Here is a 16,019-nt window from a genome sequence, read left to right as displayed (position 1 = left end):
ATCAGCATCCTTCTGCCGAGAGGTGAACCATGCCCAGCAGCCTGGCCCTGACAAGCGCCGCGCAGCCCACCCCCGCGGCACGGGCGCGCCGGTCCTTCCGGCACCCCTGGATGACGGCCTATGCCTTCATCAGCCCCAATCTGGTGCTGTTCAGCGCCTTCAGCTTCTTTCCGCTGCTCTACGCCTTCTACATCAGCTTCCATGACTGGAGCCTGATCGGCGATGCCGAGTATGCGGGGCTGGCCAACTATCGCCGGCTGCTGGGCGACACCCAGTTCTGGCACGCGCTGCTCAATACCGCGGCCTATGCCCTGGCCTCCGTCCCGACCACCATGGCGGGCGGCCTGCTCCTGGCGGTGGCGCTGAACCGGCACATGCCCGGGCGGGTCTTCCTGCGCAGCATCTACTTCCTCCCCGTCGTGGTGTCGGCCGTCGCCACCGGCATCATCGCCGCCTGGCTGTTCAACGAGCATTACGGGGTCATCAATTCCCTGATCGTGCGCCTGGGCGGCGACCGCATCCCCTGGCTGTCCTCGCCGAGCTGGGCTCTGCCCTCGCTCGTGCTGGCGACCCTGTGGGTCAGAGTGGGTTTCTGCATGGTGGTCTATCTCGCCGCCCTGCAATCCATCCCGGCCCTCTACTACGAGGCCGCGACGATGGACGGGGCCTCGCCCTTCCGCCAGTTCTGGAAGATCACCCTTCCCCTGCTGCGGCCCGCCACCTTCCTCCTCCTGGTGCTGAGCGTGATCCACTCCTTCCAGGTCTTCGACCTCATCTATGTCATGACCGGTGGCGGTCCGGGCTTCTCCACCACCATGCTAGTGCAGTACATCTACCAGTCGGCCTTCACGACCTCCGAGATGGGCTATGCCAGCGCCATCGGCGTGGTGCTCTATGCCATCGTGCTCGGCTTCACCATCATCCAGTGGCGAGTGAGCCGCCAGTCGGAGAACGTGCTATGAGCGCCGCCCTGGAAACGGCCGCTCCGCGCCCCGGCCATCGCCGGACCGGCACCGTGCTGATCTGGATCGCCCTGGCGCTCGGGGCGGTGGCCATGATCTTCCCGCTCTACTGGATGCTCGCCACGGCCATCCGGCCGCGCTCGGAAGTCTTCCAGCCCGTGGTCAGCCTCATCCCGCAGGTCCTGACGCTGGAGAACTTCCACAACATCTGGGAACGGCATCCCTTCCTGACCTGGACGCTCAACTCCACCTTCATCGCCGTGGTGGCGGTGGTGATCACGGTCTCCGCCAATCTGCTATGCGGCTATGTCTTCGCCAAGTTCCGCTTTCCCGGCCGCGATATCCTGTTCTTCGCGATCCTCGGCGCGCTGATGATCCCGATCCAGGTGATCCTGGTGCCCGAATTCCTCGTGGTCTCCTGGCTCGGCCTGCTGAACTCCCCCTGGGGTGTCATCCTCCCCCGGGCGGCGGAGGCTTTCGGCGTCTTCATGGTGCGCCAGTTCATGGTGAGCATCCCGGACGAGCTGCTGGAAGCCGCACGCCTGGACGGCGCGGGCGAGATGCGGATCTTCCTGCGCATCGTGCTGCCCCTCTCCAAGCCCATCATCGCCGTGCTGGTGATCTTCACCTTCATGTGGCGCTGGAACGACTTCGCCTGGCCGCTCGTGGTGCTGACCGACCAGGATCTCTTCACCCTGCCGCTCGGCCTGAACCTGCTGCGTGGCGAGGCCAACCCGGACTGGGGCGGCGTCATGGCGCTGGCCCTGATCTCCCTTCTGCCGATGCTGCTCATCTTCCTGATCTTCCAGCGCTATCTGGTGCAGGGGATCGCCAGCACCGGCCTCAAGTGACCTTTTCCCGAACCCTTGGACCCCGAGAAGTGAACATGACCAAGATCGCCATGGTCGGCGCCGGCAGCGTCGTCTTCGTCAAGAACCTGCTCACCGACATCCTCAGCCTTCCTTCGATGAAGGAATGCGAAATCGCGTTGCACGACATCGACCCGGAGCGTCTGGAGACGGCCGGAATGATGGCGCGCTGGACCTCCGGGCAGTTCGATGCCGGGGCTACCGTCACCGAGCATGCCGACCGCCGCCGCTGCCTGGAGGGTGCGGACTTCGTGATCAACATGGTGCAGATCGGCATGCACCAGGCGACCCTGCTGGATTTCGACATCCCGCGCCGCTACGGCCTCAAGCAGACCATCGCCGACACGGTGGGTATCGGTGGCATCTTCCGGGGGCTGCGGACCATCCCCTTCATGGTGGACCTCGTGCGGGACATGCGCGCGGTCTGCCCGGACGCCCTGCTGATGAACTACACCAACCCGATGAGCATCCTGACCTGGGCGGTCTACAAGGCCTTCCCGGAGCAGCAGGTGGTCGGGCTCTGCCACAACGTGCAGCACACGGCGCGGGACCTCGCCACCTATCTCGGCGTGGACCGTTCGCGCCTCAGCTATGACTGCGGCGGCATCAATCACATGACCTGGTTCCTGCGCCTGGAGATCGACGGCAAGGACGCCTACCCGCAGCTCCGCCGCGCGGCACGGAATCCAGAGATCTTCGCCAAGGACAAGATCCGCTTCGAGCTGATGGAGCATCTGGGGCGCTTCGTCAGCGAATCGAGCGAGCATACCGCGGAGTACACACCCTACTTCCTCCGCCGCGAGGACCAGATCGCCGAGTATGACGTGCCGGTGGACGAATATGTCCGCCGTAGCGAGCGCAACCTGCGGCGCTATGCCGAGACGCGGCAGAAGCTTCTGGCCGGCGACAGCTTCCCGCTGGAGCGCAGCGACGAATACGGTGCCGCGATCATCAACGGCATGGTCACGGGCGAGCCGCAGCTCATCTACGGCAATGTCCGCAATACCGGCCTGATCGAGAATCTGCCGCGCGACTGCTGTGTCGAGGTGCCGGTGATCGTGGATCGCAACGGCCTGCGCGCCTGTCATGTCGGAACCCTGCCGCCGGAACTGGCCGCCCATTGCGCGCCGCATGTCTTCGTGCAGGAGCTCACGGTCCGCGCGGCACTGGAAGGCGACCGGGATGCGGTCTACCGCGCCGCGGTGCTCGATCGCCATGCGGCGAGCGTGCTGTCGCTGCGCGAGATCCGCAGCATGGTGGACGATCTGATCGCGGCGCATGGCCCGGCCATGCCGGTGGGGGTCCGCCCGGAAGCCATGGCAGCCTGATGGAGCACCAGGGCGGGCCGGAACGGCCCGCCCCGGCCAGAACAAGAAGCAGGAACGGGAGGAACGGATGAGCTGGCTGGCCCTGGAGCACGTCCATAAGCGTTTCGCCGAACACGCGGTGATCCAGGACGTGAATCTGTCCGTGACCAACGGGGAGTTCGTGGTCTTCGTCGGCCCATCGGGCTGCGGCAAGTCCACGCTGCTGCGGATGATCGCGGGCCTGGAGAGCATCAGCGACGGCGACCTGCGGATCGACGGAGAGGTGATGAACGACGTGCCGGCGGCACAGCGCGGCATCGCCATGGTCTTTCAGTCCTATGCGCTCTATCCGCATATGAACGTCTACAAGAACATGGCCTTCGCGCTGGAAACGGCGCGGATGCCCAAGCCGGAGATCGACGCCCGCGTCCGCCGCGCCGCCGCAATCCTGCAGCTTGAGCACCTGCTTGACCGCAAGCCGAAGCAGCTTTCCGGTGGCCAGCGGCAGCGCGTAGCCATCGGCCGGGCCATTGTCCGCGAACCCAAGATCTTCCTCTTCGACGAGCCGCTCTCCAACCTCGATGCCGAACTGCGCGTGCAGATGCGTGTGGAGATCGCGAAGCTGCACCAGCAGCTCGGTAACACGATGATCTACGTGACCCATGATCAGGTCGAGGCCATGACCATGGCCGACAAGATCGTGGTCCTCCGGGGCGGGCGGGTGGAACAGGTCGGATCGCCGCTGGAACTCTACAACAACCCCGTCAACCGCTTCGTGGCGGGCTTCATCGGCAGCCCGAAGATGAACTTCCTGCAGGCGACGCTGCGGCCCGGCCAGGACGGCACGGTACAGGTCTCGCTCGGGGACACGGTGTTGCCTCTGCAGCATCTCCGCTGGCAGGGCGAAACGGATTGCAGCTTCGGGATCAGGCCCGAGCATCTGCGGCTCGGCGGTGCCGGCGTGCGTCTCGGCGAGGCCAGGGTCCAACTCGTCGAGCAACTGGGCGGCTCCTCGCTCATCTATGGAACCCTTCCCGACGGGCAGCCCATCACCGCCCAGCTCGAAGGGCAGCAGAAGCCGAGGCCCGGCGAAAGCGTGCCTTTGCATCTCGACGTCTCCATGGCGCACCTCTTCCGCCCGGATGGAGAGCAGATGGTCTCGCGGTCCCTTTGATCGGGGGCTGAGGCCGCCTCTGTCGTCCCAGCGGCCTGCTTCTGGCGGTTCCGGCCGCTTCGGGCCCTTTACCGAACTGTCACGTAACGATGGCCAGGGATGTCCGATCCAATCTGTCCGCCGGAGCGTGACGGCGGTAAGCCATGCTGTGCCTGACGAGATTGGGATGGATCGGTGATTCGGGGGAGTTGGAGATTGCTCGGTGCCAGCTCGGGGGGCGGCCGGTGGGCCACTCTCGGCTGCTGCCTGATGCTCAGCCTGCTGGCCGCCTGCGCCTCGCCAGTGACAGTCGATCGGATCGACCAGCAGACCGATTACCGGACTTTCACCCGCAACACCATGTCCTCCAACGAGCTCAGCGAGGACAGCCGCAACATCTTCCGGCAGCTCTCAGTGCTGGCCTCCTTCGACCGTGCCCCCGCGGCGACCCTGGCGGTGTTGCACCAGCGCGTCGCATCCGGAACCGCCGAACCGCAGGAACTCTTCGCCCTGGCGGAGGCTTCCTATCTCTTCGGCCGGCGTGGGGGCGGGCGGCCCTATCTCCTGGCCTCGGCCCTCTATGCCCAGGCCTTCCTCTTCCCGAAGGACCACACCAGGGCACCCGACGCCTTCGACCCGCGCTTCCGGCAGGCCTGTGATCTCTACAACCTCGCTCTTTCCGAGGCCCTGATGGGGGAGGACGGGGTGCATGTCGTGCTGCGCGGCGGCCGCTACGACCTGCCCTTCGGCACCATCGACATCAGTCTCGACGATGCCAGCCTCGAATGGGGGCAGGGACGCTTGACGGACTTCCTGCCAAGCACCCGCATGGGAGTGCGGGGGCTGAACAACATCTATCGCCATGCGGGGCTGGGGGCACCCCTGGCCGTGGCCACCCCGGCCCCCCTGACCGATGTCGCCGGTGGCGATGATCCCCGGGTCCTGCCTGGCGGGCAGGGCGATACGGCGGCGCTGCGCCCGGGGCAGGTGGCGCGCGGCATCATCCGCGGGCGCTTCCGCATTCCGGGAACGGTGCTGCTCGACGTGGATGCACCCGCGGAGCAGATCAGGAAGAAGCACCTCCAGGGGCGCCTCAGCCTGCACCTGATCTTCGACGAGCAGAGCGCGGAAGTGCATGGCCGGACGGTGCCGCTGGAATACCGGCAGAGCGCCGCTCTGGCGCAGGGCCTGCAGGAAGCCAATCTCTGGCGGCAGGAATTCCGGGCTTTCTTGTTCGGTGATCTGCTCAACGGCTTGCCGGCGCGCCTCGCTGCGCTGACGGAACACCGGCAAGGCCGCATCCCCGTCGTGCTGATCCACGGGACGGCTTCCAGCGAGGCACGCTGGGCGGACATGGTGAACGACCTGATGGCCGACCAGAGGATCTCGCAGCACTATGAATTCTGGTTCTTTTCCTACGCCACCGGCAATCCCATCCCCTATTCGGCCATGCAGCTCCGAGAGGCTCTGAATGCCTCCATCCAGCGCCTCGGAGGACCTGGCGCGGACCCGGCCCTGGGACAGATGGTCCTGATCGGGCATAGCCAGGGTGGCCTCCTGGCAAAGATGATGGCGGTCGATCCGGGTGACCGGCTCTGGGCACAGATCAGCCGGCGGCGGCCGGAGGACCTCCAGCTCAGCCCGGCCAGCCTGGATCTCATCCGCCGGTCCTATTTCTTCCGGCCGGTGCCCGAGGTCCGGCGCGTGATCTTCATCGCCACGCCGCATGGCGGCAGCTTCCTGACGGAATTCGCCGTGACGCGCCTGCTGTCGCGGCTGATCACCCTGCCGCTGTCCGTGGCCGAGGCCAGCGCGGAGGTCCTTTCCGGCAACGCCGATGCCGTCGCGCTTAATCTGCATGGCGCCCGGCTGGGCAGCCTGAACGGGATGACGCCCGGCAGCCCCTTCATCGCCTCCATGAGACCCTTGCCGCTGGCGCCCGGCGTCACGGGAAACTCGATCATCGCGGTCCAGGGCAACGGACCCCCGGAGAGTGGCAGCGATGGCGTGGTGCGGTTCGAAAGCGCGCATCTGCCGGGTATGGAGTCCGAGTTCATCGTACGCTCGGGCCATTCCACCCAGAACAACCCGCAGACGATTGCCGAAGTCCGGCGCCTCCTGCTGCTCCACTGGCGGAATGTCTGCCCCGTGATCCACCGCGGTACCGCGACAGCCTGCTGAGGGCCCAACTGGCCGGAAAGGCAGGCCGAGCGCTCCGGCACGCCCTGGGTCCCGCCAGCCGCCCTGCCGCGTCCAACTCCATCCGGGTGATCCCGATCGCCGCTGCTATCTCGCCCTCTGCTTACGTCGAGACACAGCGAATCACAGCCGGCATCCCTCCGAAACCCCAGCGACTCAGGATAGGGGAGCAGGCATATAGGCTCAGGACCTATTGATCGCTTCAATCGCTTGAAGCGACGCGGAAGGCGTGATTCTGGTGTCGTGGAGGTGTCACCATGCCCACGCTGCCATTCCTGCTTTCAGTCGCCCAGATGCGGCGCTTGTCGCCGCACTTTCCACTCTGCATGGTATCCCGTGGGTGGACGCCGACGGGTCCTCGGTGGCATCATCTACGTCATCCGCCACGGCCCCTTCAGTGGCGTGACGCCCTCACCTCCTATGGCTCGCACAAGACGCTCTACAACCGTTTCATCCGTTGGGGCCGCATGGGTGTGTTCGATCGGATCTTTGCCGTCTTTGCTGGAAAGGGCGGCCTACTGGGGTGGCTGATGATCGACAGCACCCACCTCAAGGTGCATCGCACCGCCGCCAGCCTGCTCCAAAAGGGGCTTTTCCCCGCTACATCGGTCGCGCCAAGGGCGACCTGAACTCCAAGCTCCACGCCGCCTGCGGCGGACAGGGCCGACCCGTCGTGCTCCTACTCACCGAAGGCCAAGCCAGTGACCATCGCAGTGCGGGCCTCATGCTGCCGCGGCTTCCAATCAGCGCGCAGGAACTGATCGCCGACCGTGGCTATGACGGTACCCGCTTCCGCGACGCCCCGACAACTCTCGGCATCACGCCCTGCATTCCCATCAACGCGCAGTCGCAAGCAGCCAATCCCCCACGATGCGTTGCTCTATCGCCAGCGGCATCGCATCGAGGTCATGTTCAGCAGGTCCAAGGACTGGCACCGCATCGCCATGTGCTACGACCGCTGCGCGCATACCTTCTTCAGCACTATCACTATCACTCTCGCCGTCACCTTCTGGCTCAATCAGTGCGTCCTGAGACCGGATATCAAACATTGTTGCCCTCGATTCTGAGGAGCATACAACATCGGGGGCAGTTTCTGCGCGCTAATGTTTCGGGATTGCAAAATCATGAAATGCCACGAAGATCGGGAAAACGGCCTGTGATTGTGCGCCTTCTTGTCTTCTGGCCCCGTGGTTTTCTTTCGATCGCCTTCATCGCCCTTGTCTTATTGAGTGGCCAGGCAGGCGCACAGACACCCGCTGTGAGCGTCACGCCTGTGCCTGTCGAGAACGTTGCGCCAGGTGCCGACTTCATGGGGCGCGTGGAGGCCATCAATACGGTCGATATCCGGTCACGGGTCGAGGGGTTCCTGGAAGCGCGCCCATTCGATGAAGGCCAGGTCGTGCAGGCCGGGCAGATACTCTTCCAGATTGAAAGTGCCGGATACGAAGCATCACTGGCCGCCGCCAGAGCTGCCCTTGCGAGCGCACAGGCTGATCTCCGCGATGCGGAGGGGAGATTCCAACGCAACCAACAGCTTCGCCGGACTCAGGCAGCTTCCCAGGCTGCCCTTGAGGAAGCTCAGGCCGCGCGCGATCGTGGCCGCGCCAATGTGCTTTCGGCGGAGGCTGGTGTCCGGAGGGCTGAACTCGATCTCAGCTATACCACCATCAGGGCACCGTTCGCGGGTCGGATCGGTCATACGGCCTTCGCGGTGGGAAGTCTCGTTGCACCCTCGTCGGGACCGCTGGTCCGGGTCGTTCAAGTTGATCCGGTCCGTGTCGTCTTCTCGGTGAGTGACCAGAGCCTCCTGGAGTATCGCACCGGCCTGGTAGCCGGCCAGGAAAGCAAAGCATCCGTGCCCACCCTTGTCCTGGCTTCCGGCCAGGCCTACCCTTATCGAGGCGAAATAGAGTTCATCGGGAATGAATTCGACCCTCGGACCGGTACCATCCCGGTGCGCGCGCGCTTCCCGAATCCGGATGGCCTTCTGGTTCCGGGCCAGTTTGTCACACTGGCGATGCACCCCGAAGCTCCGGTTAAGCACCCCATGGTCCCACTCGGCGCGGTGCAACTCGACCGGGAAGGGCGCTTCGTCCTTCTGGTAGATGACGATAACAAGGTCGAACTCCGGCGTATCCGCGTCGGCTCCCAGGTCGGGCAGAACTGGATCGTCGAGGACGGCTTGAAAGGCGGGGAGCGCATCATCGTTCAGGGCTTCCAGAACGCACGGCCCGGTGTGACGGTGCGGGTGATGCAGGCTCCGGATTCCGCGGCCATACCGGGCGAAACCTCGGCACCCGCCCTTCCGGCGCAGCCGTGACATGATATCTGGTCTCTTCATCCGACGGCCACGTTTCGCGAATGGTCATCGCCATCGTGACGGCGATTGCCGGTCTGATCGCCCTCACCATGATCCCGGTCGCGCAGTTTCCGCCGATTACGCCACCCGAGATCCAGGTGAGCGCCAGCTATCCCGGCGCCAGCGCCGATGTTCTCACGGAGAGTGTCGGTGCTCCGATCGAGGAGCGGGTCAACGGCGTCGATGACATGATGTACATGTCATCCTCCAGCGGCAACAACGGCAGCTATTCGCTGACGGTCACCTTCCGCGTGGGCACGGACCCGGCCATCGCCCAGGTGAACGTGCAGAACCGGGTTGCCCAGGCCACGGCCAGGCTGCCGCCTGCGGTTACGCAGACGGGTGTTTCCGTCCGCAGCCGGTCCACCAGCATGCTGCTGGGGGTCGCGGTCTATTCGCCACGTGGCACGCGGGATGGAATCTTCATCAGCAACTACGCCTCGGTCAACCTGCGGGACACGCTGGCCCGCATTCCCGGCGTGGGAGAGGTCGGCGTTTTCGGCCCGGCCTACAGCATGCGGGTCTGGATGAATCCCGATCGCATGCAGGCCCTGGGCATCACCGCGGCGGACATCACGGCGGCCATCCGCTCCCACAATGCGCAGGCCTCCGCAGGGTCGATCGGGTCTCCCCCGATGCCGGCCGGGCAGGAACTGCAGATGACCATCATGGCGCGGGGACGGTTGTCAACGCCGGAGGAGTTCGGGGACATCGTGATCCGCACCAATGCCGATGGCGCGATCGTCAGCCTCCGTGACGTGGCGCGTGTCGAGCTCGGTGCCGAATCCTACGATATCCGCTCACGCTTCAACGGACAGCCGAGTGCCACCGTCGTTGTCTATGCATCGCCCGACGCCAATGCCCTGAACGTCGCCGGGGCCGTGCGAGCAGAGCTGTCGCGCGTCGCCGCGCAGTTTCCGGACGATCTGTCGGAGACGGTCGTGTTCGACACCACGGCCTTCGTGAACGAGACAATCCGGGAAATCGCTATAACGCTCGGCATCACCTTCCTGCTTGTCGTCCTGGTCACCTATATCTTCCTCCAGGACTGGCGCGCCACGCTGATCCCGATGCTGACGATCCCGGTTTCGCTGCTGGGCGGCTTCGTCATCCTCTATGCATTGGGTTACTCGGCCAATACCATCACTCTCTTCGCCGTCGTGCTGGCCATCAGCCTGGTGGTCGACGATGCCATCATCGTGGTGGAGGGCGTCCAGCGGGCGATGCAGGAGAAGGGCCTGCCCGTCGCCGAGGCCACGTTGGACACGATGGGGCAGGTCACTGCACCAATCGTCGTCACGACGCTCGTGCTCGCCGCGTTGTTCCTTCCCATCGGCTTCCTGTCGGGTATCACGGGCCAGCTTTACGGGCAGTTCGCGGTGACGATCATGTCGACGATCGTGCTCTCGACCATCAACGCCCTGACCCTGAGCCCGGCCCTTTGCGTGATGCTCCTGAAACGGCCGGGTGGGCGGCAGGGCCGGTTCTTCTCGGTGCTCGATACGGCCCTCGACCGTTCGCGGCAGGGCTGCCTGGTCATCCTGACACGTCTCGGAAAGCGACTGGCCATGACCGGGGTGATCATGGTGGCGGTCCTGGGCGGCGTCTTCGGCCTGTTCCGTGCGCTGCCGACGGCCTTCATCCCCTCGGAAGATCTGGGCTACATCTTTGTGAATCTCCAGCTTCCCGGCGCTGCCTCGCTGGACAGGACCGAAGCCGCCCTGAACGACGTGGTCCGCACCGTGCGCGACACGCCGGGCGTTGGCAGCGTCATCAGCATCGCCGGCAGCAGCATGATCGGCGGTGGCGGTTCCGATGCGGGCATGGTCATCGCTTCGCTCCGGTCATGGCGGGAGCGCAGGGGACCTGCCGAGAGCCTCGAAGGCATCCTGGCGCATCTCCGGAGCCATTTCGCGGAGATGACGGCCGGGACGGCCGTGGCCTTTGTGCCACCTGCCATCCCGGGACTTGGCAACACGGGGGGCTTCGACATGCGCCTGCAGGCCCGCGCCGGACAGAGCCCGGAGGATCTCGCCGAGGCGATGCGCGGTCTGATTTTCCGGGCGAACCAGACGTCGGGACTGACCGGCGTGTTCAGCACCTTCCGGTCGGATACTCCCCAGATCTACCTGCAGATCGACCGGCGCCGTGCGGAACTGCTCGGCGTGACGCCAGGTGCCATCTTCGAGACGTTGCAGGCTCATCTCGGCTCAGCCTATGTGGACGACTTCAATATCCTGTCCCGGGTGTTCCAGGTTCGCATCCAGGACGAGCCGCGCTTTCGCAGGCGCGTGGCCGATATCGGGCGCCTGCATGTCCGAAGCAGCGCGGGCGAGATGGTGCCGCTGCGTGCCCTGGTCGTCACCTCGGATATACTCGGGCCGAGCACCATCAACCGCTACAATCTCTTCCCGGCTGTCTCTATCAACGGTCAGGCATCCGCCGGCACCAGCAGCGGCGCGGCACTGGATCGCATGGAGGCCCTGGCACGGGAAACCCTGCCGGAAGGCTTTGGCTTCGAGTGGACCGGCCTGGCTTTGCAGGAGCGGCAGGCGGGGGCGGAGACGATCCTGATCATCGTGATCGGCACGGTTTTCACCTACCTCTTCCTCGTGGCCCAGTATGAGAGCTGGAGTGTCCCGATCGCCGTTATGCTATCGGTTGCCATCGCCGTGCTGGGTGCCCTCGGCAGCCTGGCCGTGACCGGCAGGCCGATCGATCTCTACTCCCAGATCGGCCTGCTGCTGCTGGTCGGCTTGGCAGCGAAGAACGCTATCCTCATCGTGGAGTTTGCCAAGAAACGCCGGGAGGAGGGGATGGGCATCCTGGAGGCCGCCCTGGACGGGACGAGGCAGCGCTTCCGGCCGCTGGTCATGACAGCCTTCAGTTCGATCCTGGGTGTTGTACCGCTGGTCATCGCAAGCGGCGCCGGGGCGGAAAGCCGCCGTTCCATCGGCATGACGCTGTTCGGCGGCCTTCTGATAGGAACCTTGCTCGGTTTGCTGATGATCCCTGCTCTTTATGTCGGGGTTCAGACCTTGCGCGAAAAAGCCAAGACCTGGATTTCCTGACCCGATGAAGAATGCCGAGCGGCAAAAGGTCTTGGCACCGCCATCCTGACGCATGCAACTGCCCTTTTGGTTTCGGCCGGTCCCACGCCAGCAGCGGTGACTCCACCTCGCAAAGGGCGTCAGGAACGAGGAGTGCCATCCCTCATCAACGCCTCGCCTCTGGTTTTTCCTGAACGAGCACTCCGCAGTTCCTGCTGTGCCCCCGGGTCCGCTGGTATGATGCTTCTGCCTGCCTGGCATCCGGGTCTGGGCCACCACGTCGCGGGCATGAAGACCGAGGTCACGCTCTTCGTCATCTTCGCGCTGCTCTGCGGCGCCTATACTTGGCATGCGCGGCGGGTAGCCAATCCGGTGATCGACCTGTCGTTGTTCCGGGTGGGCAGTTTCCGGATCGCGACCCTCGCAGGGGGTGTCAACCGTTTCTCGATCGGTGCGGTGCCCTTTCTGCTGCCACTGCTGTTCCAGCTTGGTTTCGGTCTGGGAGCGCTGCAATCGGGGATGCTGACCTTCGTGACCAGTATCGGTGCGATGGTAAACAAGACGATGGCGCGCCGTATCCTGAGCCGCACCGGCTTCCGCCGCCTGCTGATAGTCAATGGCGTGCTGCTGGGTTTCATCCGGTCGGTGCAGGTGACCAGCGTGAACGCCCTGGGATATGCCGACCTGACGCCCGAGATCATGAGCAAGGGGACCAGCATCGCCAGCGTGGCGCAGCAACTTTCGATGAGCCTGGGCGTCGCAATCGCGGCAACGCTACTGAGTTTGGTGGTGGGCGCGGGCGGGCATATCACGACGGCGGATTTCCCTCCTGTCTTCGCCGCGATCGGTGCGCTGTCCGGATTGGCGGCGGCCGGCTTCCTGGGATTGCGGCCGGAGGCCGGCGCCCATGTGACGGGACAACGGTGAGCATTGGACGCCGAGACAACCTCAGTACCCTCCACCGGGCCGCAGGCCAACCGGTGTTGAACCCTCTCTTTGTCCCGGCGAGGGATGGCTGTGGTTCAGGCCGTCATTCCCTGTTTCGTGTGGAGCGTGGCCGGGCCGTCCTGCCTCCTGGACGAAAGCCTTGATCAAGGGAAGCCGATGCGAAGCCTTGAGCCATAGCGCGCCGATGTTGCGCAGGGGCGCCTGGGGCAGCGTCAGGCGATGGACCCTCACGCCTTCGGGCCATGGCGGAAGCCAATCCGGGATCAGCGCGACGCCAAGACCACGGCTGACCATGATGGTGATCGCCTCAAGGGAGTCGAGCTCATAGTGTTCGCGGGGCCGGACCCCAAGGCTGCGCAGGTAAAGATCCACGATCCTCCCGCCCCAGTTGTTGCGGTCATAGCGAATGAGCGGTTCCTGTTGCAGAACGCTGAAGGGATCGGCGTCCTCGACATGGGCTGGCGTAATGAGCAGCAGTGGCTCCTGCCGCAACAGGAACCATTCCAGTGTCTTGGGTTGCGGGAAGTGAGGCTGCACGACGATAGCCACATCCAGCCTGCCTTCGACGACATCGGCATAGAGATTGTCGGAGGTGCCGGGCTGAATATAGAGTTCCATGCCAGGGCGGCTCCGCTTCAGTTCCACCAGGAGGTCCGGCAGGAAGCCGGTCAGTGCGGTGTGAATGACGCCCACGCGCAGCAAGCCGGTTTCAAGGTCCGCGGAGGCAGCTGCCTTGACCGCTTCCTCCGCAGCAAGCAACCGGCCAACATCGGCCAGAATGGCTGCGGCGGCCGGCGTGGGCCGCATGGCTTGCCCGGAACGCCTGATCAGCGGTTGGCCGATCTCGGCCTCCAGTGCTCTGATCCGCTGTACGACCGCTGAAGGTGTGATCCCGAGCCTACGGCTGGCTTGTGCCAGGGAGGAAGTCTCCACCACCGCCAGGAAGGTCCGCAGGAAGCGTGTCTCCAAGATTCGACTCCTTCACCACGCCCGGACCGCAGCCGGTTCTCCCTGTAGCAGCAGAAAGCAGATTTCCTGAGCTTTGAAAGCGAAAGAAAGCGTATTTTCTCATGCTGGAAAACCCGCAACCTCGGTGACGCGTGTTCCGGCGGACCGCACTCGATGGCGGGCTTGCCGGGACCGTGCCGGCTTCAACCATACGCGGCTGGCATGGCGAGCGGGCCGTCAGGTCCAACCGGCATGACCTGCGACAGTACAAGGCTCCACATGGCCACTGACAGCCAGATCATCGAAACCCTGTCCCGGGTCACGACGGCGACGCTTACTACGATCCTGCTCAAGAAGGGGCTGCGGAACGTCTGGCTGCGCGGCACGAAACCACTCCGGCCTGGTCAGCCGCGCCTCGTCGGAAGAGCCTTCACGCTGCGCTTCGTGCCTGCACGGGAGGATCTGGCCACGCCGGAATCCTGGTCCTCCCCGATTTCCACCCGTGCCGCCATCGAGGCGATGCCGGAAGGCTGCATTGCCGTCGTGGATGCGATGGGCGTGCAGGATGCGGGGATCTTTGGTGACATCCTCTGTGCCCGCATGGCCAAGAAGGGCATTGCCGCCCTGATCACGGATGGGGTGGTGCGTGACCTTGCGGGCGTGCTTTCGACAGGCCTCCCGGTCTGGTGCAACGGCGCGGCGGCACCGCCCTCGGTGGCAGGTCTGACCTTTGTTGCCTGGCAGCAGCCGATCGCCTGCGGCGGGGTGGCTGTCTTTCCGGATGACATCATCGTCGTGGACGATGATGGCGCGGTCCTCATCCCGGCTGCCCTGATCGATGCCGTGCTCGAACTGGCGCCTGAGCAGGAACGGCTCGAAAGCTGGATCATGAAGGAGGTGGAGGCCGGCGCATCCTTGCCTGGCCTCTACCCGCCCAATGCGGAGAACAAGGCACGCTACGAGAAGGCAAAATCCGAGTCCAAAGGCTGATTCCGGGCCGGACTTGTATCGTCCAGCTATCGCTTGGCAAGAGAGCGGCGAGCGATCGGCCCGCCGCCATGAGGTGGAGGAAAACCCGGTGCGTGCACTCCGGTGTCCGATCCTCCGCCTTATCATCACGGCGGCCGCCTCGAATTCCGGTTGACCCGATGATCGGCCGATCGGGATCGTGGCTCCGTTTTCCGCGGCTGGTACCACCTGCCCCGAGTCAACCGATCAGGGCGCTACCCCTTCCGATACCGCTGCCCAGAAAGCCGCTGCGGTTCGTGATTGTCGCCGCAAGGGGCGGAAAAGCCGGATTTCCAACCCGATCGCGGAACCTTCGTCGCCAGCATGGACCAGATGCCCGGACGCGAGATCTTCGGCGACCATGGTCTGTGGCAGCCATGCCATTCCCTGGCCTTGGCGTGCCATGGTCTGCAAGGTGGCGGCGAGCGGCGAGGTGAACACCGGATCGAGCGACAGCGCATCGCGGTTCGACCTCCACATCGCCTCCAGGATTCGGCCGAGGCCGGAGGCTCCGCTATAGGCCAGCAGGCGCACTGGCATGGCCGGCGTGCCCGGCAGTGACCAGCGGGCCGCACCTGAGGCGTCAGGTGCCGAGACCGGAACGAGCAGGTCGGTGCCGACGCCGACACTGGTGAAGCCATCAGGCGCGAGGTCGGTCGGCACGCCGGCGCAGGTATGGCAGAGCAGGAAATCCGCATCACCGGCCAGCAGGATACGCTCGCAGGCAGCCATGGTGTCGGACACCAGGTTCAGTGTACCAAGATCCTCCAGACGGGCAAACGAGCGGAGCCAGCCAGGAAAGAAGGTGAAGGACAATGCGTGGGTCGCGGCGATCGTCAGCGCGACGCCCTCCCGCCCGGCTGCCCTCAAGGCACTCCGGCGCAGTTGGTGGAGGTTCCAGGTCAGGTCCGCAGCGCCTTCGCGCAGAGCCTCCCCGGCGGCGTTCAGCATCACCCCTTGCGGTGAGCGCACAACCAGTGGCGTCCCGACCCAATGCTCCAGCGCTCGGATGCGGCGGCTGAATGCCGGCTGGGTGACGTTCCGTGCTTCGGCTGCCCGGGAGAAGTTGCGGTGCTCGGCAAGCGCCAGGAAATCCTCGAGCCAGTTCAGCTCCATGGCCGATGCCGAACACGCATAGCAATTGTCACTCTTGGCATTGGAGATCACCCCACACGGGACCGTATCTCAACCTGATGTCACGGGGAAGAAACCCCGG

The 16,019-nt window shown here is 64.9% G+C and carries 10 protein-coding genes and 2 pseudogenes; 10 read left to right on the top strand and 2 right to left on the bottom strand.

The window, feature by feature from the left end:
* The first annotated feature begins 29 nt into the window (after positions 1–29).
* From MVG78_RS20190 to MVG78_RS20150, 9 genes and pseudogenes are all read left to right on the top strand, one after another.
* Positions 30–962: a carbohydrate ABC transporter permease gene (locus MVG78_RS20190; RefSeq protein ID WP_247561009.1), complete on the top strand. Its 933-nt coding sequence runs from the start codon at positions 30–32 to the stop codon at positions 960–962.
* Positions 959–1,813 (top strand): carbohydrate ABC transporter permease, encoded by an 855-nt coding sequence (locus MVG78_RS20185; RefSeq protein WP_247561008.1) that lies wholly within the window; start codon positions 959–961, stop codon positions 1,811–1,813. The genes MVG78_RS20190 and MVG78_RS20185 overlap by 4 nt, the downstream gene beginning before the upstream one ends.
* Positions 1,814–1,848: 35 nt before the next feature.
* Positions 1,849–3,159, top strand: a complete 1,311-nt coding sequence (gene melA / locus MVG78_RS20180; protein WP_247561007.1) for an alpha-glucosidase/alpha-galactosidase — start codon at positions 1,849–1,851, stop codon at positions 3,157–3,159.
* A 67-nt stretch (positions 3,160–3,226) separates the two neighbouring features.
* A complete protein-coding gene (locus MVG78_RS20175; RefSeq protein ID WP_247561006.1) occupies positions 3,227–4,312 on the top strand; it encodes an ABC transporter ATP-binding protein in 1,086 nt (361 codons plus the stop codon).
* A gap of 249 nt (positions 4,313–4,561) precedes the next feature.
* On the top strand, positions 4,562–6,472 hold the full coding sequence (locus MVG78_RS20170; protein ID WP_247561004.1) for an esterase/lipase family protein: 1,911 nt from the start codon (positions 4,562–4,564) through the stop codon (positions 6,470–6,472).
* Positions 6,473–6,747: 275 nt separating this feature from the next.
* Positions 6,748–7,557, top strand: a pseudogene (locus MVG78_RS20165) (IS5 family transposase).
* Positions 7,558–7,619: 62 nt separating this feature from the next.
* Entirely contained in the window at positions 7,620–8,810 is a 1,191-nt protein-coding gene (locus MVG78_RS20160) for an efflux RND transporter periplasmic adaptor subunit (protein WP_345892906.1), read from the top strand.
* 1 nt (position 8,811) lies between these two features.
* Positions 8,812–11,920 (top strand): annotated as a pseudogene (locus MVG78_RS20155) (efflux RND transporter permease subunit).
* A 216-nt stretch (positions 11,921–12,136) separates the two neighbouring features.
* Positions 12,137–12,826: an MFS transporter gene (locus MVG78_RS20150; RefSeq protein ID WP_247561002.1), complete on the top strand. Its 690-nt coding sequence runs from the start codon at positions 12,137–12,139 to the stop codon at positions 12,824–12,826.
* A 21-nt stretch (positions 12,827–12,847) separates the two neighbouring features.
* Here the strand turns inward: MVG78_RS20150 and MVG78_RS20145 are convergent, their stop codons facing one another.
* Complete coding sequence (locus tag MVG78_RS20145) at positions 12,848–13,816, bottom strand: LysR family transcriptional regulator (protein ID WP_247561000.1); 969 nt, start codon at positions 13,814–13,816, stop codon at positions 12,848–12,850.
* Positions 13,817–14,074: 258 nt separating this feature from the next.
* Here MVG78_RS20145 and MVG78_RS20140 point away from each other — a divergent pair, with 258 nt between their 5' ends.
* A complete protein-coding gene (locus MVG78_RS20140) occupies positions 14,075–14,785 on the top strand; it encodes a ribonuclease activity regulator RraA (RefSeq protein WP_247560998.1) in 711 nt (236 codons plus the stop codon).
* 225 nt (positions 14,786–15,010) lie between these two features.
* Here the strand turns inward: MVG78_RS20140 and MVG78_RS20135 are convergent, their stop codons facing one another.
* On the bottom strand, positions 15,011–15,919 hold the full coding sequence (locus MVG78_RS20135; RefSeq protein WP_247560995.1) for a LysR family transcriptional regulator: 909 nt from the start codon (positions 15,917–15,919) through the stop codon (positions 15,011–15,013).
* Between the last annotated feature and the right edge of the window lie 100 nt (positions 15,920–16,019).

Source organism: Roseomonas gilardii subsp. gilardii (assembly GCF_023078375.1).
Taxonomy (GTDB): Bacteria; Pseudomonadota; Alphaproteobacteria; order Acetobacterales; family Acetobacteraceae; genus Roseomonas; species Roseomonas gilardii.
This window is presented reverse-complemented; position numbering and strand designations above follow the sequence as displayed.